This is a genomic window from Mycobacterium sp. pR1184 (assembly GCF_041287235.1).
Lineage (GTDB): Bacteria > Actinomycetota > Actinomycetes > Mycobacteriales > Mycobacteriaceae > Mycobacterium.
The window spans coordinates 328,182-350,745 of record NZ_JBGGKR010000003.1; the positions used below are offsets into that span (position 1 = coordinate 328,182).

Sequence of the window (22,564 nt, forward strand, 5' to 3'; positions counted from 1 at the left end):
GGCAGGCAGGGGAAACGACGTTCACTTGCCCGAGTGGGTTCGTTGCCCGACAGAGGTTACGCGCGTAACTAGTGAGTGTCTAGTGTGGCTCAGGTGGATTCGCGCACGACCAGCGTCGCGATGTCCCGGGCAGCCGGACGGGGTTCGTCCGGCAAGCCGAGCTCGGTCAAGACCGCTGACAGCGCCACTTCGGCGATCGCCGTGCGGTCGAACACGACCGTCGTCAGCGCGGGGACGCTGAAGGGCGACAGGGCCGTGGCGTCGACACCTATGACCGCGAGATCGTCCGGGCAGCGCAGTCCGGCGCGCCGAATGCCGTCGAGCACCACGAAGGCCACTTCGTCGCTCTGTGCGCAGACCGCGGTGACGCCCGCGTCGTGCAATTCGCGGACCGGGGTGGCACTGTCGTCCGGCGTCAACGCGGTCACGACGACGTCGGGCAGACCGTGCTGGTGTGCCGCGCGCCGGACGCCGTCGATCCAGTAGTCGCCGAGAGCGCGCCATCGACGATCGCCGGAGTAGACAAATCCGATGTTGCGATGGTCCCGAGAGACGAGATGGTCGACACGCATCTGTCCGACCGAATACTGCGGGTTGCCGAGCCCCGGCAGGGTGTGCACGCAGATGTGGGGGATGGCTGCATTCTTCACAGCGCCAGATGCCTTGCGGCCCAAAGGGAAAAGGCTCGTCACCGCGATCGGCTGGAGATGAGTGATGGCGTCGGCGACCGCGTCGTCGTGCTCGGTCTCGAACAGCTGAACCTGCATGATGCCGCGGCGGGTCAACTCGGTGGTCATGTGCGTGCCCACCTGCATGGGCATCTCGCCGCCGGCGAGCTGCGGCACGATGTACAAGATCACCCCGCTTTTCCCGCGGGCGAGGTTGCGGGCCGCAAGGTTGGGCCGGTACCCCAGTTCGGCGGCGGCACTGAGGACCGCGGCGCGCGTCGGCGCCGAGATGGTCCGCCCGACCGAGTTATTCAGCACGTAGCTGACCGTCGCGGTCGACACGTTCGCCATGCGTGCGACGTCTGCCTTGGTGGGTCTGCCCTTCACGCTCGGATCGGCCTCCCAACCAGTCGTCTCGTGTGACGTCAGATTACGTCGCTCCTGGAGCGTTTCTGCGCCTTCAATCTGCGCGTGGCTTCGGACACCCATTGAAGTCATCGGGTTGGATGCGAAAGACTCGGTGCGGGCCAACCAGTCGCCGGACTTCACGTAATCGTTGGTGGTGGACGCAATGAACCGTAAACACGTGTGCGCCGTGCCGCTGGCCCTCGCGATGATCGTGGTCGCAGTCGTCGCGTGTGGGCGCTCGGCGGCGTCACCGGCGATGTTCGCCGAGGCGCCGGGCATGCCCCTCGGCGCGCAGCCGCAGCTGGCATCCGACCCCACCCAGCTGGCCAAAGACCTTGTCGCTGACGAACTCACGCTGCGCGACCCGTCGACGCCGGAGTCAGCGCTGGCCGCGGCGGCGCATCGCGAGCAAGCGGCCTACCGGGCCATCGGACGGCATCCGGAATGGGATGCGACCGTCCGACCACTAGTCCCGGCGTCGTTGATCGACGTCTACGACCGCAATGTCGACGCCCGTCGACAGCTTCAGGCGATGGCGCAAGTGCGGGACACGGTGCCGGCTTGGCGGATCGACCCGCCGGCTCCGCCCGACGAGCTGATGGGTTACTACCACGCGGCCGAGGCGGAATCGGGTGTGGGCTGGAACTACCTGGCCGCGATCAACCTGGTCGAGACGCGTTTCGGCAGCATCAATGGGATAAGCACCGCCGGCGCGCAAGGCCCCATGCAGTTCTTGCCGTCGACGTTCGCCTCGTATGGCCAGGGCGGCGACGTGAATTCGCCGCACGACAGCGTCATGGCGGCGGCCCGCATGCTCAACGCCAACGGATTTGCCAACGACCGCGATCGCGCCATCTACAGCTACAACCATGCACACCAGTACGTGCAGGCGGTCGACGACTACGCCGCGTTGATCGGGGCCGATCCCGCGGCGTTTGCCACCTTCTATCGCTGGGACGTTTACTACGTCACGACCGCCGGCGACGTGTTGCTGCCCATCGGTTACGCCGCGTCGGCACCGATCCCCGTCGCGGACTATCTGGCCGCCCACGCGCAGTAGCGGCGCGAGTGCAAACCGGATAGTCGACTTACCGAACCCGCCCGCCCGGGCAAACGTCACAATTGTGGGCTATCCAGCGAAAAAGTGGCGATGAGACGTCGGGGAATGGTTGTCTTGAGGGAGCCGCTACGGGCAGCGGTAAGCGACCGTCTCTGGGTCTGAGCACATTCGGAAAGGATGTCAGTGGTTTTCCGGGCAGACCAGGAGATCGGCCTCGACCTGGCCGCCGTCGACTGGGCGACTACCCCGCTCGGGCCAGTCGAAGATTGGCCGCAAAGCCTCCGTACCGCCGTCAACATCCTGCTGTCATCCCGATTCTCGATGTGGATGGCGTGGGGCCCGGAGTTGACCTTCTTCTGCAACGCCGCCTATCGCCGCGACACCCTGGGCCGCAAGTACCCGTGGGCGCTGGGCCGCCCCGCCAGCGAGGTGTGGGCCGAGATCTGGGACGACATCGGTCCGCGGATCGCGAGCGTGTTGGTGACCGGAGAGCCCACCTGGGACGAGGGTTTGCTGCTGATCATCGAGCGGTCGGGATACCCCGAGGAGTCGTATCACACGTTCTCCTACAGCGCGCTGCGCGACGAGGACGCCAGCATCGTCGGGATGCTCTGCGTGGTGCGGGAAGACACCGATCGGGTGATTGCTCAGCGTCGGATGGCAACGCTGCGCGACCTGGGCTCGGATCCCAGCGTCGTGCGCACCGAACGTCAGATGCTGGACCACGCGGCCCGACAACTCGCGAACAACCCGTACGACCTTCCCTTCACGATGACCTATCTGTTCGGTGAGCACGGTGAGGCACTGCTGGCCGGGGTCAGCGGAATCGAGCCCGGGCATCCCGTGGCGCCGCAAGTACTTCCTGCCGGGGGCCTTTCCGACTGGCCCACCGCAATGTTGGTGCAGGGCACAACCCAACTGATCGACCTCGACAACGAAGCACAGGAGCTGCCCACCGGCGCCTGGACGGAACCACCCGCCCAGGCGCTCGTGGTGCCGCTGCTACAGCAGGGCGGGGATCCGGTCGGCTTCCTCGTGGCCGGGCTGAATCGGTACCGCCAGTTCGACGACGGCTACCGCGGCTTCGTCGAGCTCGTGGCCGGCTACATCGCCGGCGGGATTGGCAGCGCACGCAGCTATCGGGCTCAGCAACAGCGGGCCGAGGAGCTGGCAGAACTCGACCGGGCGAAGACGGCGTTCTTCTCCAACGTCAGCCACGAATTCCGCACCCCGCTCGCGTTGATCCTGGGACCGGTCGACGAGTTGCGCGGCCGGGCAACCGGGTTGGACGAGCAGGCCCGCCAGGAGCTGGAACTGGTGCACCGCAACGGTTTACGGCTGGCCAAGCTCGTCAACACGCTGCTGGACTTTTCCCGCATCGAGGCGGGGCGGATGCGCGCTCGGTTCGAGTCCGTCGACTTGTCAACCGTCACAGCCGATTTGGCCAGCGTGTTCCGCTCGGCGATCGACCGGGCCGGCGTGGCGTTCACGGTGGACTGTCCGCCGCTCGACGAACCGGTCTATCTGGATCACGAGATGTGGGAGAAGGTGATCCTCAACCTGCTCTCCAATGCGTTGAAGTTCACCTTCGAGGGGACCATCAGGGTCGCGGTGAGTCGCGATGACACCCATGCCATCGTCACGGTGTCCGACACCGGCGTCGGGGTGCCTGCCGCCGAAATGCCCCGGCTCTTCGAGCGTTTCCATCGCGTCGAGAACGCACGTACCCGCTCCACCGAGGGCAGCGGAATCGGGCTGGCTCTGGTCAAAGAGCTCGTCGGGCTGCACGGCGGCACCATCTCGGTCGACAGTCAGGAGGGTGTCGGCACCACCTTCACCATCCGCCTGGCGTTCGGCTCGGCCCATCTGCCGACCGAGGAAGTCTCGACACCACCGGCAGCACGTACCGCATCCGGGGTGATCGCCGAGCCGTTTGTACAAGAAGCGTTGCGCTGGCTGCCCGGTGATACCAGCGCCGCCGCGTCCGACGCCGGCAGCACAGCGATGATGACCGCAGTCGCGCCCGCCGGGAAAGACGGCGAACGAACACACGTGTTGATCGCCGACGACAACGCCGATATGCGTGAATACCTGATCAGCCTGATGCAGACGTCCGGTTACCAGGTCACTGCCGTCACCGATGGGCGCCACGCGCTTGACGCCATCCGTGCGCAGGTTCCTGACCTCGTCATCAGCGACGTGATGATGCCCGGGCTGGATGGTCTGCAACTGCTCTCGGCGCTGCGTGGTGACCCCCGCACCGCGGCTTTACCGGTGTTGTTGCTATCGGCGCGCGCCGGGCAAGAAGCCTCGATCGAAGGCTTGCTGGCCGGCGCCGACGACTATCTCGTCAAGCCGTTCGCCGCCGCCGAGCTGCTGGCCAGGGTGCGCGCCAACGTCGAGCTGTCGCGATTGCGCAGCCACCACAGCCGGTGGCGCACCGCCCTGGTGGATTCGCTGCAGGAAGGGTTCTTCGTCTGCGACGAACAGGGTGCCGTTATCGAGATCAACGCCGCGTTCAGCGAGCTCATGGGCTACGGCCCCGAACAGCTGCCCTATGACCCGCCCCACCCGTGGTGGCCGGACGCCGTGACCAGCCCCGAAGCCCACCGCCAAGTTGAGGGGGTCTTCGAGCAGCTGCTGAACGAAACCCAAGGCGCGTTCACCGCGCCGGTGGTCCACCGGGACGGGCACCGGCTGTGGGTCGCGGCGAACTTCAACCACGTCGACGACCCGGACACCGGCCGCCGAATCATGGTTGGCACCCTGCGCGACATCACGACCGAGCACTACATCGTGCAGACTCAGCTCGCCTTGGCTGCGCTGAACCAGCAACTGGCACAAGCGGATACGCTTGACGACACGTTGCGTGGCGCGGTCGCAGAGCTACGCCAGACGTGGAATGCACGCCGCGTTCTGGCTGCGACATTTGCCCGTGACGCTCCCATGGGGGACACGCCGGCGCTCGTGTGCGCCGGCGAACCGTGCGGTTGGGACGAACTGCCGCCGGGTCACCGGCTGTTGATCGAGTCGCTGCGTGATTCCGATCTGCTGACCACGGTCGCCGGAGAGCCTGGTACAGCGGGCATCTCGCTGCAACATCCCCGCGGCGTGCTCGTCGTGTGGATCGACTTGGCGGAGCAACGCCCATTCACCTCAGAGGATCACAACCTGCTGAAGGTGTTGGGCGGGCGGCTCAGCCAAGGTCTGCACCGCGTCTATCAGCTGGACGAGCAACGCGAGACCGCTTTGGCGCTGCAACACGCGATGCTCGGTCCGACGAAATTGCCGGGAGGCTTTGCGGTGCGGTATCACCCGGCCAGCCATCCACTGCAGGTTGGCGGTGACTGGTACGACGTGGTCGATCTCGACGACGGGCGGGTTGCGTTGATTGTCGGCGACTGCGTCGGCCACGGGCTGGCAGCAGCGACGGTGATGGGTCAGCTCCGCAGCGCGTGTCGTGCGCTGCTGCTTGACCAGCCCGGTCCCAGCGCTGTCCTTGCCGGCTTGGACCGCTTTGCCGCGCGTCTGCCCGGTGCCCGCTGCACCACCGCATTTTGCGCGGTGCTCACCCTCGACACGGGAGAGTTGGTGTACTCCAATGCGGGTCACCCGCCGCCGATCATGGTGCATGCCAATGGAACTAGCGAGCAGCTTGATGGTGAACATGGGCTTCCCCTCGCGCTGCGTCCGGAGTGGTCGCGACCCGAAGTTCGCGTGACGATGCCACCGCGGTCGACGTTGTTGCTCTACACCGACGGGCTGGTCGAACGCCGCGGCCATTCGATCGACGAAGGCATCGCCAGCGCGACCGATCTGATTCAGGTCGGCCGGTCCCAGTCGCTCGACGAGGTGGCTGACGATCTCATGGTCCGGCTCGAACCTGGCGGCGGTTATTCCGACGACGTGGCCATGTTGCTCTATCGGCAGCCTGCACCCTTGGCGATGAACTTCGCCGCCGAAGTCGATCACCTCGCGCCGAGCCGTGAAGCGTTGCGCGGCTGGCTGACCCAGGCGGGTGTCGAGCCCGACCAAATCACGTATCTGCTCACCGCTGTTGGTGAAGCCGTCGCCAACGCCATCGAACACGGTTACCGCGATCAACGCGAGGGCACCGTCTCGTTGCGCGCGACCGCCGTCGTCGATGCACTGCACGTGACCGTCTCCGACGGCGGCACCTGGAAAACACCCCGCACCATCCCTGGAGCCAACCGGGGCCGCGGCATCGCCTTGATGCGAGGTCTGGTGGAGGACATCACGATTCGCTCCACCGAGGCCGGCACCACAGTTCACTTGTACGCGAGGATCGACTAATGCCCGCAGAGCTCACGCTGAACACCGACCACGGCCCCGACGGGACGCCCCGGGTGACCGCGACGGGGGAGATCGATCTCAGCAACGTCGCCCAGCTCATCGAGGCACTCAACACCGCGAGCGCGGGGTCCCGAAGTCCGATCATCATCGATCTCAGCACCGTCAAGTACCTCGACAGTGCGGGGATCAACGCGCTTTTCGACCATGCCGACAAGGTGGACGGGTTGCATGTCATCGTCCACCGCTTGCTGATTCGGGTTCTTACCATCACCGGCCTGGACAAGGTAGCGACCCTGGAGGCCGCCGCACCGGCAGGCGACGACGGTTAGGAACCGAGTCCTCGCACTGCTCAGTCAGCCGTATCGGGAAAGCAGCGTCACTCGGCCGCGTCGGCAGGAAGCAGTGAGTGCTCAACGCGTGGGCCCTCGACACGGAATTGGTGGACGGGACGCCGTAGCGGCTCGATGGTGTTGTCGGTGTGCACGATGACTCCGCCCCCGGAAGGAATTCCCAGCCCGGTGGCCGCACCTTCCAGCGAGGCAATCGCGCGTGACAACCGCGCCCAATCGGCCTGCTCGTCGTGAGTGTCGATGACCGCGGGGACGAGGTTGAACACGTCGAGAAATTCGGGTGCAGCGGATTTCGGAGTCTCGACGATTGCGTACTGTCCGAGCTGGACCGCGCCGGCTGATATGCCCACCAGGATCGCACCATGGGTATGCCGGTCCAGCAGCACATCTTTCATTCCGGATTTCTCGAACGTCAGCCAGCCGAGTCGCACATCGCCGCCGGCCAGGACGATCAACTGCGCGCCTGCCAGGAAGGCGCGGTCGTCTGGGCCGAACGACGAATGGATCATGCGGCGGTCCGTGATTCCAATCGCATCCATCGCCGCCTCGAAGATGTCGTAGAACTCCGGACGGTCACCGTTGGAGGCTCCGATGTACGCCGCGCAAAGTCGTGTGTCGCGAGCCAACCCGTGAAGTGCCGCCTCCAGCAGCGGGCGACCACGCTGCCGCCAGAACAGCAGCTGACTGTCCGCGAGCAGATACAGCGGTTGGCGCGGTTTCCGATCGGCCCCGGACATGACGTCACCCTATCGGCGAAATACCTCTGCGCTCAGCCCGGTTTCCGGGCACCGCTTGTGTGCGTGCTCGGCTGCGCGGCCACGACCAGAATCGTTGTCTCACAGGGAATACGGCACGGGCCAATCCTTGTTGGTCAGGTTCGGCCGTCCGACGTCTGCCCGTGCATGGTTTCAGGGGTGGATCCATGATGGGAGCGTTAGGTGCAGGTGTCTTAAACTTCTAATCCTTGATGGAACGCGCCAGTCAGGTTCGTCGCCGGGCACTGGCCGAACAGAGGGGCTGTCGACCATCGACTGTGTGGTGATTCAGGGCCAGGAGCGTAAACCGTCGACGTGGGCGCCCTTGCGCAACCGCGTGTACCGAGGCCTGTTCATCGCCCAATTCATCTCCAATATCGGAACGTGGATGCAGGCGGTGGCCGCGCAATGGTTCCTGGTGGAAAACCACAGTCCGGACGTCATTGTGGCGCTGGTTCAGACGGCGAGTCTGGGGCCGACGCTGCTTTTAGGGTTGTTCGCCGGCGTGCTCGCCGATCTGTTCGACCGGCGTCGTCTCCTGATATTTCTGCAGACGTATGCCGTGCTGGTGGCCCTCGCGCTGGCGCTGCTGACGAACCTTGGCCGCCTCACCCCGACCGCACTGTTGATGTTTACCTTGGCCATCGGGTTCGCTTCCGCATTGACCGGACCGGCCTGGCAGGCGATTCAGCCTGAGGTTGTTCCGCGCGAGCAGATCCCGGCGGTCTCGGTTTTGGGCAGCGTCTCGGCGAACTCGACCCGAGCGATTGGGCCGGCGATCGGCGGTATCGTCGTGGCCTGGCTCGGGCCCGCGGCGGTCTTCGCGATCAACGCGGTGTCGTTCTCGGCGATCATCTTCGCTTTGCGGGCGTGGAACCGGCCGAAGCAAATCGTGCCGATCGAGCGAGAACGCATCGGCCAGGCCATCATCACCGGGCTGCAATATGTCGAGAACAGTCCGATCTTTCGCAGGATCCTGTTGCGCACAGCCCTTTTCCTGTTTCCCGCGTCGGCCATACTCGCACTTTTGCCGGTTGCCGCCGCCCATACGTGGCACCTCGGAGCCGGTGGCTATGGTGTGGCGCTCGGGGCCATTGGTTTTGGTGCCATACTCGCCGTGATAGCTGCCGAACCGTTGCACGCACGAATTTCGGACAACCGGCTGCTGGCGATCTCTGCCGCGGCGTACGGCCTCGCGCCGGTAGCGGTGGTCTGGCTGCCGTTTGGGGCCGCGATTCCGTTTCTGGTGTTGTCGGGAACGGCATGGCTGATCACTTTGACGACGTTGAACGCCGCAGCGCAACTGTCACTGCCGCGATGGGTTCGGGCCCGCGGACTGTCGGTGTATCTGTTGGTCTCGACCGGATCTCAGGCGCTCGGCGCCTATATCTGGGGCCTGCTTGCCACCCGGTGGGGACTTGACGTCGCAATGCTGTGGTCGGCTGCAGTACTGGGCGTTGCTGCCCTCAGCGTTGCCGTGCTGCCGCTGCGGCCGTGCACCGGGACGGAGAGTGTCGAGGTTTCCAGCGCCTGGCCGACACCGACGCTCGTGTTCGAACCGTGCCCACAAGATGGACCGGTGCTCGTGGCGGTCCGCTATCAGGTGCCGCCCGAGAATCTCGATGAGTTCATCGAAGCGATGCGCGATGTCCGGCAGTCACGGCTGCGCACAGGCGGCCATAGTTGGCGGCTTTATCACAGTGTCGAGGAACCCAACTCGTTCCTCGAGCGGTTCACGGTGACGTCCTGGAGCGAATTTGAGCGCCAACGCACCGAGCGATGGGTGGATGTCGACCATGACGGCGTCACCAGGGCGGTCAGCTACACCGTCGACAACACCCGGCGACACGAGTACTACGTCGCGTTACGCACACGCAAGTAAGAGCAGCTATACGACTGCGCCACAACATAATCGGCAATTAGCCGACTGCCTGAGGCGGTCCCAGCGGGTCGCCCGGGCCTAGATCGAGTTGCATCCACGCGACGTCGTGCCAGCGGTCGTTCTTGAAATAGACACGCGGCCAGGCGCCGATATCTTCGAAGCCGAAGGATCGGTGAAACGCGTTGCTGGCCTCGTTGGGTTGGGTGATACCGGCGAAGATTCGCCGGTATCCGCGCTCGGCGAGCCGGTGCAGCACTTCGGCATAAAGTCGGCGGCCCCAACCCGCGCGGTGACGGTCGCCGCTGATGTAGATGCCGGTCTCGGCCGACCATTTGAAGGAAGGCAGGCTGATCAATGCGTGGCCGTAGGCGAAGCCGATGACCTGATCGTCATGTTCGAGGACGAGCCATTCGTGCGCCCGTTGGGCGTTGGCGATACGCGACGCCATCTCGTCGGGGCTCGGTGCCTCGAGTTCCCAACTGATCAGCGTGTTCTCGACGTACGGGCGGTAGATCGCAACGCAGGCGGCTGCATCCTGTGGCGTAGCCGAACGCACAGTGCCGCTGATCGCTTGCATGCCAGCAGTCTTCCAGCCGCCCGGTTTGCCTGCGAATCGCGGGTCCAAATTTCGCTGCGTCGTCGTTGGCGCACGAGCTTGCGATCACGCAAACGGCCGTCGGGTCATGGACCCGACGGCCGTATCACGTTACCGCGGTGTGCTTGCGACGGCGGTGTCCGCGTCGGCTCAATCGCCTGGACGGGACGAACGCAGTGCAACTCTTGGCGCCCCACGATTGCATCGTGAGAATTGAAGGGGCGCAGAGGAAAAGTATTAGGTTTAGCGGCCGCCGCCGGCACCGCCGCCGCGGCCACCACCAGCGCCACCACCACGGCCGCCGCCAGCACCGCCGCCGCGGCCACCACCAGCGCCACCACCACGGCCGCCGCCGGCGCCACCGCCGTGGCCGATGAACATTGTCTCGATGCTGTTGTTGATCATGACCCTCACCCTATCGCCGAATCAGGCATGGCGGCAATACGATTCACTGCGCGCATCGCGCTCGATCGGCAGGTGAACAGAGACCACAATTCGGTTGAACAAAAAGGTTTCGGGGCGTTGGCGACGCCCACTGTTTCGGGTTGCTCGGGCCCGGTGAACCCGGGTTGGGCGAGCCGACAGTTCACAGGCCGCGGGGACCAAATGGGAGACCCGAGACGGAAATCAGGCGATCGACGCGGTTTGCTGTCATGCTCTTGGACATGGCGGCCACCCCTCAAACCGTCTACGCGCGAGATGGCGACGTCAACCTCGCGTACCAGGTCGTCGGTGACTCAGGGCACGATCTGCTGTTCGTGCCCACGCCCAGGTTGTTCGGCCGATTGACCCTGACTGATCTGCTGGGCGCCGGCGGCTCCGACGGGATGGCACCTGCGGGCAGCTGATTGGCAAAGGCGATCGTTAATCGGGCTCGGCCCGGTGGCTTACCGGGCGAGTTCGTCGAAACGGGCGAGGGCGGCGTCGAGATCGGACTCGTCGAACATCTCGCAGTGGTTGATCAGATCGCCGGCGACCGTATAAAGGCTTGTCATGCGCCACTCGGCGTAGAAGCCCTCTCGTGACGTTCCCTTAGCCACATGGGTGACGACCGCGCCGAGCTCGGTCAGGCGGTGAACGGCCAATATGTCGAGACGGTTGCCCACCGAGTCCGCCAGCGCGGCGCGAAGGTACGGCATCAGGTCGCCGGGGCCCATCGTGGTGAGACGCCGATGGTCAATGTCGACAAAATCATTCGTGGTCAACGGCATTTCCCCTCGATTAAGCGCGGCATATCCCTCCGCGACAATCGACCACGTATGGGCGTGCGCTGCGCCTTCCCCCGCGAGGTACCGGGCGTCGAGTTCGGCGAAGGCGGCGGCCATGTCGTCGGAATCGAAGACCACGCTGTCGTGCAATAAGTCGTTCCCGGCTAAGTCCACGAGGCGCAGAAGTTCGTTGACGACCGGTCGATCGGCTTGATCAAGGTCGCGGTAATGTTCGCGGCTCAACGAGAGGCGGGACCCTCTGACAGCGATGGCCTCATGCTCCATTTGCCAGCTACTGGATACGGTCTCGAAAATCGATTCGGCGGCCGTCTGCCACGCACGAACCTCGAGGACAGCTCGCAGATCCTCTCGACGGTCGTCGACTCGGCCCTCCGCGCTGGCGAGCGCGAGCATCCCGGCCATGTCGCGCCGGTTGAACGCAACGGCGAATTGCGCTAAGGCCTTTGTTGCGTCGTTCACCAGCATTGGCACTGATCTGGCGAGCTCGTCGAAACGGGCGAGGGCAGCGTCGAGATCGGACTCGTCGAACATCTCGACGCGGTTCAGCAAGTTGCCGTCGATGGTGATGACGTTGGTGACGCGCCATTCGGCGTCCAAGCCCTCTGGTGTCGTCCCTTTCGCCACATGGGTTACGACCGCGCCGTGGTCATTCAGCCGGTGAACGGTGACAATACGGAGGGAGTTGTTCTCCGTCTCGTCGAAGGCGACACGGAGGTAGTCGATCAGGTCGCCAGGTGCCATCGTTGCCCCACTGCGGTGATCGGTGTCCGCGAAATCCGCTGTTGTTGGCGGGATGTCACCCCGATTAAGCGCGGCATATCCCTCCGCGACAATCGACCACGTATGGGCGTGCGCTGCGCCTTCCCCGGCGAGGTACCGGGCGTCGAGTTCGGCGAAGGCAGCATCGATGTCGTCGGAATCGAAGACCACGACTGCTTTCGTCCGGCCGTCGGAATCGATCTCGACGACGTGATAGATGTCGAGCCGGAACGCGTCGGGATCTTGGGGTCCTGACCCCGATGCGTGGACGAGCATCAGCGCGATATCGTTGCCCCGGGTCGCAACAACTTTCGACGTTATGTGGGTGAACCCGACCTCGACAGCCGCCCGCATATCGTCAATCGAGTTTTTCCGGCCGCGTCGAATTCCGGCATTCGCGCCAGGACGGCGATCTTCGATGGAAACGTCGGCGGCCAGGATGTCCGCCATGCCGTCCCAGTCACGTGTTGTCATGTACACCGGAAAGCGCTTGGCTATCCGGGTCGCCTCGTTTTCGGGTTGCTGTGTCGGTTCCTGCAGCTCCTCGAACCTCGCGAGTGCCGCGTCGAGGTCTGTCTCTTCGAAGAATTCGTAACGGTTGATCAGATCGCCTTCAACCATAAAAATATCGGCCATGCGCCACTCGGCGTAGAAGCCGTCCGGTGTCGTCGACTGAGCAACGTGGGTGACAACGGCGCCGCGACCGGTCAGCCGGTGAACGGCCTCAACGTAGACGATGCTTTGCTTTGTCTCACCCATCGCGGCATGGAGAAACTCCATCAGGTCGCCGGGCGCTAGCATTACCCCGCGTCGATGGTCGACATCTTCGAAGGCCTGTGCCGTCGTTGGCAATTCGCCTCGGTTGAGTACCTCGAACACCCGTGTGATGGCAGACCACGTACGCGACTGGGAGGCCGCCTCACCGGCGAGATAGCGGGCGTCGAGTTCGGCGAAGGCCGCGTCGATGTCTTCGACGTCGAAGATCACGACTGCTCCCGTCCGGCCTTGTGCGTTGACCTGCAGGACATGAAATACGTTGATCTGGAATGCTTCAGGTCGCTGGTTGCCGTCGGACATGCGAACGCGCGTCAGCGCCAGATGCTCACCGCGGGTCGCCACGATGGTAGAGGTTGAGTTGTTGAACCCGGCCTGCACGCTGGCTCGTAAATCGTCGATCGCGGCGTCTCGGCCAAGTTGTATTCCAGCATTGACACCACGGCGACGATCGTCGACGGAAATGTCAGCCGCGAGGATCTCACTCATCGAGTGCCAGTCGCGCGCCGCGTAGTGCGTCTGAAAGTGCTCGACCAATGGGCTCGCCATGTTATCGAGTCGCCGTGTCGGCGTCTGCAGTTCCTCGAGCCTCGCGAGTGCCGCGTCGAGGTCTGCCTCGTCGAACAGCTCGCAGCGGGTCATCAGGCTGCCGTCGATCGTGAAGATGTTGACGGTCCGCCACTCGGCGTCGATGTCCGTCCGCGACACGTTGCGCGCCGTGACAACAGCTCCTAGATCGTCCAGCTGGTGCACCACTTCGATGTATATGCCCACATGCGGCATCAGGTCCCACCCGGCGCGGGTGGACGCCGGTAGATCGCTGGTATCAGTCGATACCAATGATCGATGGTCGGCGTAGACCCAATTCCGTGTGGTTGGCGGCAATTCGTGCGTGTTGAATCCGGCATAAATCCGTGCGATGGTCGACCACGTGCTGGAGTGGCTGGCCGCCTCACCGGCGAGGTAGCGAGCATCGAGTTCAGCGAAGGCGGCATCCATGTTGTCGGGGTCGAAGGCGACGCATGCCAATATCCTTTCGTCGGAGTCGATCTCCGTGATGCTGAGCAGCTCAACACCGAACTCGCCGTGCCGCAGTTCGCGGTTGGAAGAGCAGAAGCGGGAGAGCGCGAGCCGCTCGCCGCGGGTTGCGATAACGGTCAATGTCGTATTCGCCCCGCCGTCTACCGCCAGGGCTTTCATTTTCTCGACCACTTCTTCGCGACCGTGCCAAATCCCCGCGTTCACCACGTGCCGACGATCCTCGACCAAACTATCGGCGGCCAACGCATTGGCTACTGCCGACCAGTTGCGTTGCCCCAAATTTGTTACGAAGCGCTTGTCCGCTCGGGTTGCCGCGTTTTCCAGCCTTCGCGCTGTTGGACGCAGCTCCTCAAACCGCGCGAGCGCGGCGTCGATATCGTCTTCTTCGTACACTTCCAGCTGTGGTCCGTCGGCAACAAACAAAAGCGTTCGCGCCCACTGCAATTGGTTCCCATGTTCGTCGCTGCCTTCGATGACGAGACCGGACACGATCCCATGGGTATCGAGCGCATGGGCCACCGTCGTACGGTAGCGAGCGTCGGGCACGAGAGACCATAGCTCTTCGACAGCGTGCGCGAAATCCCCGGGCGCGAAGGGAACTCGTCGATGATCCGTGTACGCGATTTGCCTCATCATCGGCCCCGGCTGGTGACGATTGGCCTCGCCCAGAGTGTCGATTCCCATCTGCCATACGCGCGCATATGGTGCCGCCTCGCCGGCCAGGTATCGACGTTCGAGCTCTTCGTAGGCGGCGTCGAGGTCTTCGAGATCGAACGAGACTAGTGCGACGATCCGGTCCTCGGCGTCAATCTCGACGATGGAGAACGACTCTGTGAAGTAGGCGTCGGCTCCGTGATCGCGGAACGTGAGCTGGCCGCGGGTGAGGACAAGGCGCTGACCCCGCAGCGCAATGGGTTTCGACATGATGTGCGTGGTTCCGACGTCGGCAATCGACCGGATGTCCGCCATCTGGGCGTCTCGACCGTGCCGGACTCCCGCGCCTACCACTCGACGGCGGTCGTCACTGCAGAAGTTGTCGGCGAGCGCCTCGTAAAGACCGGACCAGTCGCGGGCGGCGAAATGCGCAAGGAATTGGTCGGCCATTCGACTTGCCGCGTTTTCTAGTCGGCGCGCCGGTGGGTGCAGTTCGTCAAAGCGGGCGAGCGCCGCGTCAAGGTCTGTCTCGTCGAAGACTTCGTAGCGGCATATCAGGCCACCCTGGACCGTGCAGATGACCACTATCCGCCACTCGGCGTCAAAGCCCTCTGGCGAGGTTGCCGCGACTGCCTGCGTGATGACCGCTCCAAGTTCGCTTAGCCGATGCACAGCCTCGACGTAGACGTTGGCCTCCGGGGTGACATCCCACGCGGCGCGCTGAGCCGCGGCCAAGTCGACCCCCTCGATCGCTACGACTGGTCGACGGTCGACGTAAACCACGTCGGGCGTCGTCGCGGCGAGCTCGTGCCGATTGAACCCCGCTTGCTCCCTTGCAATCACCGACCACGTGAGTGCGTGGGCGGCTGCCTCGCCGGCGAGGTACCGGGCATCGAGCTCTGCGAGCGCGCCCTCGATATCGTCGGCGTCGAACACGATCCGCCTCGATATCCGGTCGTCGGCGTCGATTTCGATGACGTCAAGAACATCGGTGTGGAAGGCGCCGGGAGCCTGGTCCCAATCGGCATAGCGCAAACGGGTGAGGATGAGCCGCGTACCGCGTGTCGCAACGACGGTCGATGTCATGTTCGTCCCGCCGAGTTCGGCGACGACGCGCATGCTCGCGATCTCGGCCTCTCGACCCCGTCGGGCTGCTACTCCTACTAGTCGACGACGATCCTCAGTGAAAAAGTCATCTGCTATGAGTCCCGCGAGCGCATCCCAGTCGTGCGCGGCGAACCGCGCTAGGAAGCGCTCTGCCACTTGGCTTGCCGCGTTTTCAGGTCGCGTCGCGGGTCGGCTGAGCTGTTCGAATCGTGCGATCGCGGCAGCAAGGTCTGCTTCGTCGAAGACCTCTAGGCGGTCGATCAGGGTGCCTTCGACCGTGAAGACGTCAACCGTCCGCCACTCGGCATCGACGCCCTGTGCCGAAATCTCGTGCGACACGGAGCTGATCACGGCCCCTAGATTGCTGAGTCGATGCGCAGCCTCGATGAACGAAAAGTTGGTCACTGCGGTCGAGGACTTCCACAAGTCGAGTAGCGCGGGCAGTTCGCCGGACGGAAACGACGATCCGCGCCGGTGGTCGATGTTGACCCAATCCTCCGTCGTCACCGGAGGTCCGCCTCGGTTGAGCGATGTGTAACTGCGTGCGATGGTCGACCACGTCGTTGAATACGATGCCGCTTCGCCGGCGAGGTAACGGGATTCGAGCTCCGTAACCGCAGCCTCAATATTGTCGGGGTCGAACGTGATGAGGGCCGTGATCCGTCCGTCGGCGTTGATCTCGACGATATTGAGGACATCGGTGCGGAATGAATCGGGCCGCTGGTCATGGCCTGAAGCATGCGAACGGTTGAGGAGGAGCCGGCCGCCGCGGATAGCAGTGATATTTGAGTCAAGACGCTTTACCCCGATTTCGGCAAGTGCCGACATCTCGGCGATCACGGCATCGCGGCCCGCTCGGACTCCGACGCCCACCACCAGCCGACGATCGTCGTGGAAAGCGTTCTCGGCCAAGGTTTCAGCGATGGCTTCCCAGTCGCGTGCGGCGAACTGCGACCGGAAGCGCTCGAATGCGAGTGTTGCCGCGTTTTCTAGCCGTGGCGCTGGCCGGGTGAGTTGTTCGAACCGCGCGAGTGCGGCATCTAGGTCTGTCTCATCGAATATTTCGCAGCGGTTGATCTTGTCACCGTCGACCGTCGAAAGGCTGACACCTCGCCATTCGGCGTCGAAGCCCTCTCGCGAGCCACCGTGAGCGGAAAAAGTGACCACCGCTCCGAGGCTGTTAATCCGCTGCACAGACTCGAAGTAGGGATTGATGTGTTGGTCGAGTTCCCATCCGGCGCGGACATATTCGACCAGCTCGCCGGGCGCGAACGCCGCGGCACGGCGGTGATCCACGCTGGCGCAGTCAGGTGTGGTTGCGGGCATGTCCCCGCGGCGGATCGAGGCAAAGGATTCCGCGATTGTTGACCACGTGTGCCCATAGGGGGCAGCGTCTCCCGCAACGTAGCGCGCATCGAGCTCGGCAATGGCGGCGTCGAAGTCTTCGAGGTCGTACGTTACGACGGTTGCGATCCGGTCGTCGGCGTCGATTTCGACGACGTTGAGAGCATCGTTTTGCGCCGCTTCCGGGTCGTTGCCGCAGGCGCGAGTTTGTGCCAAGACGAGGCGCTCCCCGCGAACAGCGACGGCGTTCACCATCGAGATCGTGAAGCCAACCTCGCTGGCCGCCTGCAGGTCTCTGATCACCACGTCGCGACTGTGTTGTGTCTCGGCGCTCACGACTCGCCGGTGATCGATGCCGACGTAGTTATCGGCCACGCTTTGGGCCATCGCGTCCCAGTCACGAGTCGCCATGTGCGACCAGACATCCCGGAATGCGCGTGCGGCCGCATTTTCAGGTCTCGGTGCTTGCGGCTGCGCATCGCGCTCGAATTGCGCCTGCATGGCATCAAGTTCGGCAAGCGCGACGTCGATGTCTTCGACGTCGAACCAAATCTGCAGCGCCACTTTACCGTTCTCGTTGATCGCGTACAGCTGAAGAAGCTCGTCCTGCGGCGCTCCGGGGCTTGCGTCGGCAGTACTCGTCACCAATCGAGACAGAGCCAACCGCTCGCCCCGTGCAGCGACCATGACGTGACTGATCCGGATCGCGCCAGTCTCGAGCTCCCGCCGCATCTCACGGCGCATCGCAGCCGACTGCGCTGTTAGGCCGACGATCTTCCGACGACTCTGGATCAAGACATCCGGCGCGAACAGCCGCTCGAACTCGTCCCAGTCCCGGCGTTGAATCGCAGCCATCACGCGTTCGCCCACTCGCACGCATTCGCTGTCCAGCTCGCTGTGGGGTGCTTCGGTCGGGGGAGGGGTGATCGGCACGACCTGCTCGCCGAGCAGACCCCGCGCCAGCTCGGCGAGTGCCGCCGCACCTTTGCGTTCGTAGAGGGCGACCGCTTGTTCGGCGGCGGCCCGTGCTCCGGCGGTATTGCCGGCGGCGGCCAAGACTGTTGCGAGCGTGAGGCACGCGTCGCCGTGATCGACCAGGGCGTCGGTCCGCTCGGCCAACGCCACCGCCGCCTCGGCGACCTGCCGAGCGGCTTCGTGGTCGCCGCCGCGAGCCAGCAGGTGCGCCCGAAGTGTGCGCCACCCCATCGACGCCTTCAACGCATGGCCGGCGAGACGTTCACTCTCGGTGCACAACTCGTCAGCTTCTGCGACCCGATCCAGCGCGAGGCAGGCGCGGCCCAGCAGCGCGGCGGTCTCGGCGGTGTCGGCGTCGAGACCCATGCGGCGAAAGCCGTTGTACGCCTTGCGAAGGTGCGGCTCCGCCGCAGCAGGATCATTGACGATGAGTTCGACGATCCCGGCGAACTGCTCAACTTCGAGCCGCGCGTGGCGCAAGCCGAGCTCGGTGACGGTGCGCCTGGCCGAGTCGATCATCCGCCGGGCCGCGGCGGCTCGCCCCCGGAAGGCCTCCAGCACGGCCTGGCACCGCGTCGAGGTGGCCTCGACGGCGGGGGAGTCGGTCGTGATGCGAAGTAGCCGGACCACGTCGAGACACCGTCCGCCGGCCCGCGGAACGGGGTTGGGTCCCCACAACGCCGCGAGTGGTGCGCCCGCCAAAACCGCGTTCACACTGCGGTGTTCGCGCGCCCGGCGCGCCGCGGTCAGCGCGTCGTCGAGTGCGATTTCGCAGTCGGCGATTCGGCCCAGGCGGGCGAGACAACCCGCGCGGACGGTGTGCGCCTTGGCTTCTCCGGCGGCATCGTCGAGTTGGGCGAGCTTGGCGGCGGCCGCGCTCAGCGCGGATTCGGCCTCGTCCAAACGCTCGGGGTGAATCAACAACGAGAGTTGGCCGTCGAAGCATGCGGCCCACGCCGCGAATCGGGCCGAATCGACTGTCGTTTGCTGCAATTGAGCGACCGCGCCCGCCGCCGAGGTCACATCGCCCGCGGCGAGCAGGGCCTCGCAGCGCGCAACCAACAGGTCGGCCGCTTGAGCGTCGCGATCGGGCAACTCGTCGTCGATTTCCTCCAGCGCATGCAAGGCCTGGTGATACAAGTCGGCCGCACCCTCGTAGGCAAGTCGCGCCATCGCCTGGTCCGCGGCACGCCGGCAGTAGAAGACAGCCTTGGCCGCGTTTCCTGCCCAAGCACATTCGAAGTAGTGGTGAGCCAATTCGGCCAACAGTTCGTCGTCGGCGCCCGGCCGCGTCTCCAGCGTCGCGGCGATGCGCTGGTGCAGTCGCATGCGCCGCACCGATGCCAACTCGGCCAACAGCGACTGGCGCACGATTGCGTGGTTGAACCGGTAGTTGCCGCCGGGTTCTTCGATGACGATGCCGGCTTGGCACGCCTCGTCGAACGCGTCAATCAAGTCGTCTCCGACGACTTGCTCGACCAGCTCCAGGGCGAACCGGCTGCCGACGACCGCAGCGGCCGCCAGAGCTTTGTTGGTCTCGACGGGAAGCCGAGAAAGTCTGCGGCTCACCGCTTCTCGCACACCCTGCGGCAGGGTGCTCTGATCCCACACGCCGCCACTTTCGTCGACGTGGCGCAAAGCCTCGATCAGGAAGAAGGGGTTGCCGCCGGTGACCGTCGCCAACGCGTGTGCGAGCTCCTCGTCGTCGTAGCCGGCCTCGGCGACGTATGCGGTCACATCGTCCTCGTCGAGTCCGCTCAGGCTCAAGCGGCTTGCGGTGCCAGAAGGGGCACCGCGGTGCAGATCGGCGAGCATCGCGGCCAGGGGATGGGAGCGGTCGAGGTCGGTGCTGCGGTAGGTGCCGACGATCTGCACGCGGGCGTGGTCGCCGAAGCGCAGCAGATGCCGCAACAGCAGCAGCGTCGGCTTGGCCGCCCAGTGCAGGTCGTCGAGAATCAGCAGGACCGGCGCACTCTTGGACGCGATTTCCAGCAGCGCCACCACGGCATCGAAAAGTGCGTAGCGCTCCGTGTCGGGATCCGGGTGAGCCCGGGAGACAAGATCGGGCAGGACGTCGGTCAGCCCGGGGGCCAGCGGTAGCAGCGCCTCGACGCCGCGCAGTCCCCGCAGTCGGTCAGCGCCCATGCACGGCACCAGCGAACGCAGCGCTTCGGCGAACGGCTGATAGGGCGCGCCGAGGTCCTCGTCGCACCGGCCGTACAACACGATTGCTCCTTGCGCATAGGCCTGCTGCGACCATTCGCCGGCCAGCCGTGTCTTGCCGACGCCCGGTTCGCCGGCGATCAGCACCGTGGGCACCCCGCCCGCGAGCGCGGTCTGCCACACCGACAGCAGCCGTTCGAGCTCGCGGCTTCGTCCGACGAACGGCCCGGGTCCGACCAGGACCGCGGGGAGGCCGGGCCGCTCCATCGGCGGTTCGGCTGTCTGCGGTTGGGGCTGGGCGGCCGCGGTTTCGAGTCGCAACTCGAAGACATGCTCGGGGCGCGCGAGGTTCTTCAGCTGACGCGTCCCCAAATCGTTGAGCATGACATCGTCGGCCAGCGAGTCGATGACGAGTTCGGCGGTCGCACCGGAGCACAGGATCTGGCCGCCGTCGGCCAGCGAGCGCAGCCGCGCAACCCGGTTGACCGCCCGACCGAAGTAGTCACCGTTGCGAAGCTCGACCTCACCGGTGTGTAGCGCCATCCGCACACGGATGGGCTCGACAGACGCCCACGGTTCGTGAGTGATTGCGTCTTGCAACTCAATTGCCGCGGCGGCGGCCGCGGACGGCCGCTCGAAGACCGAGAACGTCGCGTCGCCCTCGCCACGTGTCTTGATCAGCCGACCGCCTCGTGAGGTGACGACCTGTTCGACCAGCTCGTCGTGCCGGGCGAGGGCGACTGCCATTCCACCGGCGTCGGCCTCCCAGGCCGCGGTCGACCCCTCGATATCGGTGAGCAGGAAGGTCACTGCACGGGTCACCGACGGAAGATGCTGTGTCACAGCAACGTCCAGTGACGAATCCTGAGCAATGATCGCGGTTTCGAGCCGTCTGAGCTCTGGGCCGGGATCGACGCCCAGTTCGTCGGCGAGCAGCGACCGCACCCGTTGATATGCCCCGAGGGCTTCACCTTGCCGGCCGGCCCGGTATAGGGCGAGCATGAGCTGTCCCCATCGTCGTTCACGTAGCGGCGCCTCGGCGACGGCGGCTTCGAGGTCGCCGATGACTTCGGCGGCGCGTCCGGTGGCGAGTAGCGCGTCTGCCCGATCCTCGACGAGTGCGGCATGGCTTTCGATCCAGCGCGTCTTTTCGGAGAGTCCCCGCTGGCCGTCGGGGAGTTCGGGGATCCCGCGCCACAGGACGAGCGCCTCCTCCAAGGACGCCACCGCCTGGCTGGTGTCGCCGACGGCAGCCGCATCGCGTCCGGTCTTCGCCGCGGATTTATAGCGCGACGCGTCCACCTCGGCGCCGTCGAGCCGCCAGCCCGCTCCCTCGGTGACCACGAAGCCGTCGCCGAGCGCGCGGCGCAGTGCGGAGATATGGGTTTGCAGGGCCTTGCCGGCGGTGCGCGGCGGATCGTTACCCCACAGCAACTTGACCAATGCGTCGGCGGGCACAACTGAACCGTCGTGCAGCCCGAGCATCGTGAGGATGGCACGCGGCTTGGCGCCCGGGATAGCGACGGGCATTCCGTCCTGCCGGACCTGGAGAGGTCCCAAAACCCCCAGTTCCACGGTTGAAAGCGTACTCACGTCAACCATCGTCGGAGGAGCAATTCAATACCCGGTCAAGGTCGAGTAAAGGCGCCGCGCCGGCGAGTCACGCCTGCCCTTGACTTCAGGGCCAGCTAATACCGTTACTCCGGCGGTGCGGGCGCCATGGATGCGATGTAGTAGACCTCGTTGCCGTTGGGATAGCCGCCACCACCGGTGGCGATATGAACGTGGTCGTAGTGGTTGGCCGTTTCATTTCCGAGGTCGGCCGTCCACGCGCCCGAGTTGGGGCCCGGGTAGATCTTCTGTCGCCAGATCACGTGGTTGATGCCCCAGCGCTTGGCATTCGCCAGCGCATACCCGGCGATCTGGTTGCCGAGTTCGATGCCTTCCGGGCTGCCGTGGTCCGGGATCATCACGTCAATCGCCAACCCGTTGGGATGCCAGGGCAGAGGATCTTGCCGGTACCCGTAGATGGTCTTGATCTGCGGGAACAGCACGCTGATGACGCGAGCCGCCCAGATGGTCTTGACCTGCAACCGGTCCTCCGACGCGACGCCGGCAGGCAACGGGAACTGGAAGCCCTGCGCCCCGGTGGGCGCGGTCGCGGCCAGCGCCGCCAACGATTCCGCTTCCGCCGGCGTGGCGACGTGCGGGCCCAACCCGGTGGCCGGGTCTTTCGGAGGCGGAGCCGCGGTAACCGTCGGGGGCGCGGTCGGGGACTCGGGGCTAACCGTGGACTTCAGCCCCTGGGCGTAAATCATGCCGGCAGACACGATGAGCGAGGCCGCGATTGCCATCCAGCGGCTCCGGCCGATGGCTAACACGTTCCTGCTCACGCAGAGCACTTTAGTGTCGCGTGCGACGTGTGTGGCGATCTTCGTCGTTTCTTGTCGGCTCGCTACCAACAGATCGCGGGGACGTGGCCCAAG

11 protein-coding genes are annotated in these 22,564 nt (G+C 65.0%); 5 read left to right on the plus strand and 6 right to left on the minus strand.

Features of this window, described 5'->3' with window-relative positions:
* Positions 1–89: 89 nt before the first annotated feature.
* A complete protein-coding gene (locus ACAG21_RS07325) occupies positions 90–1,097 on the minus strand; it encodes a LacI family DNA-binding transcriptional regulator (RefSeq protein WP_370495488.1) in 1,008 nt (335 codons plus the stop codon).
* Positions 1,098–1,239: 142 nt separating this feature from the next.
* Here ACAG21_RS07325 and ACAG21_RS07330 point away from each other — a divergent pair, with 142 nt between their 5' ends.
* The 3 genes from ACAG21_RS07330 to ACAG21_RS07340 all read left to right on the plus strand — a co-directional run bounded on the left by ACAG21_RS07330 (position 1,240) and on the right by ACAG21_RS07340 (position 6,779).
* Entirely contained in the window at positions 1,240–2,136 is an 897-nt protein-coding gene (locus ACAG21_RS07330; protein ID WP_370495283.1) for a transglycosylase SLT domain-containing protein, read from the plus strand.
* A gap of 177 nt (positions 2,137–2,313) precedes the next feature.
* Positions 2,314–6,450 carry a SpoIIE family protein phosphatase gene (locus tag ACAG21_RS07335; protein WP_370495284.1) on the plus strand — a complete coding sequence of 1,379 codons (4,137 nt, stop codon included), beginning with the start codon at positions 2,314–2,316 and terminating at the stop codon, positions 6,448–6,450.
* Positions 6,450–6,779, plus strand: coding sequence for an STAS domain-containing protein (locus ACAG21_RS07340; protein ID WP_370495285.1), 330 nt, complete (start codon positions 6,450–6,452; stop codon positions 6,777–6,779). The genes ACAG21_RS07335 and ACAG21_RS07340 overlap by 1 nt, the downstream gene beginning before the upstream one ends.
* A 47-nt stretch (positions 6,780–6,826) precedes the next feature.
* On the opposite strand, the gene ACAG21_RS07345 is transcribed toward ACAG21_RS07340, so the two are convergent.
* A complete protein-coding gene (locus tag ACAG21_RS07345; RefSeq protein WP_370495286.1) occupies positions 6,827–7,537 on the minus strand; it encodes a Type 1 glutamine amidotransferase-like domain-containing protein in 711 nt (236 codons plus the stop codon).
* 298 nt (positions 7,538–7,835) lie between these two features.
* On the opposite strand from ACAG21_RS07345, the gene ACAG21_RS07350 reads away from it, so the two are divergent.
* Positions 7,836–9,437: an MFS transporter gene (locus tag ACAG21_RS07350; protein ID WP_370495287.1), complete on the plus strand. Its 1,602-nt coding sequence runs from the start codon at positions 7,836–7,838 to the stop codon at positions 9,435–9,437.
* Between the two features lie 37 nt (positions 9,438–9,474).
* On the opposite strand, the gene ACAG21_RS07355 is transcribed toward ACAG21_RS07350, so the two are convergent.
* Both ACAG21_RS07355 and ACAG21_RS07360 read right to left on the minus strand, forming a co-directional pair.
* The gene (locus ACAG21_RS07355) at positions 9,475–10,014 is read right to left on the minus strand and encodes an N-acetyltransferase family protein (protein ID WP_370495288.1); all 540 of its coding nucleotides are present in this window, start codon (positions 10,012–10,014) and stop codon (positions 9,475–9,477) included.
* Between the two features lie 261 nt (positions 10,015–10,275).
* A complete protein-coding gene (locus ACAG21_RS07360; protein WP_165796427.1) occupies positions 10,276–10,437 on the minus strand; it encodes a hypothetical protein in 162 nt (53 codons plus the stop codon).
* 260 nt (positions 10,438–10,697) lie between these two features.
* Between ACAG21_RS07360 and ACAG21_RS07365 the strand changes: the two genes are divergently transcribed.
* Positions 10,698–10,880 carry a hypothetical protein gene (locus ACAG21_RS07365; RefSeq protein WP_370495289.1) on the plus strand — a complete coding sequence of 61 codons (183 nt, stop codon included), beginning with the start codon at positions 10,698–10,700 and terminating at the stop codon, positions 10,878–10,880.
* 39 nt (positions 10,881–10,919) lie between these two features.
* On the opposite strand, the gene ACAG21_RS07370 is transcribed toward ACAG21_RS07365, so the two are convergent.
* Both ACAG21_RS07370 and ACAG21_RS07375 read right to left on the minus strand, forming a co-directional pair.
* Positions 10,920–21,608: a BTAD domain-containing putative transcriptional regulator gene (locus ACAG21_RS07370; protein WP_370495489.1), complete on the minus strand. Its 10,689-nt coding sequence runs from the start codon at positions 21,606–21,608 to the stop codon at positions 10,920–10,922.
* 167 nt (positions 21,609–21,775) lie between these two features.
* On the minus strand, positions 21,776–22,432 hold the full coding sequence (locus ACAG21_RS07375) for a glycoside hydrolase (RefSeq protein WP_370495490.1): 657 nt from the start codon (positions 22,430–22,432) through the stop codon (positions 21,776–21,778).
* Positions 22,433–22,564 lie beyond the last annotated feature (132 nt).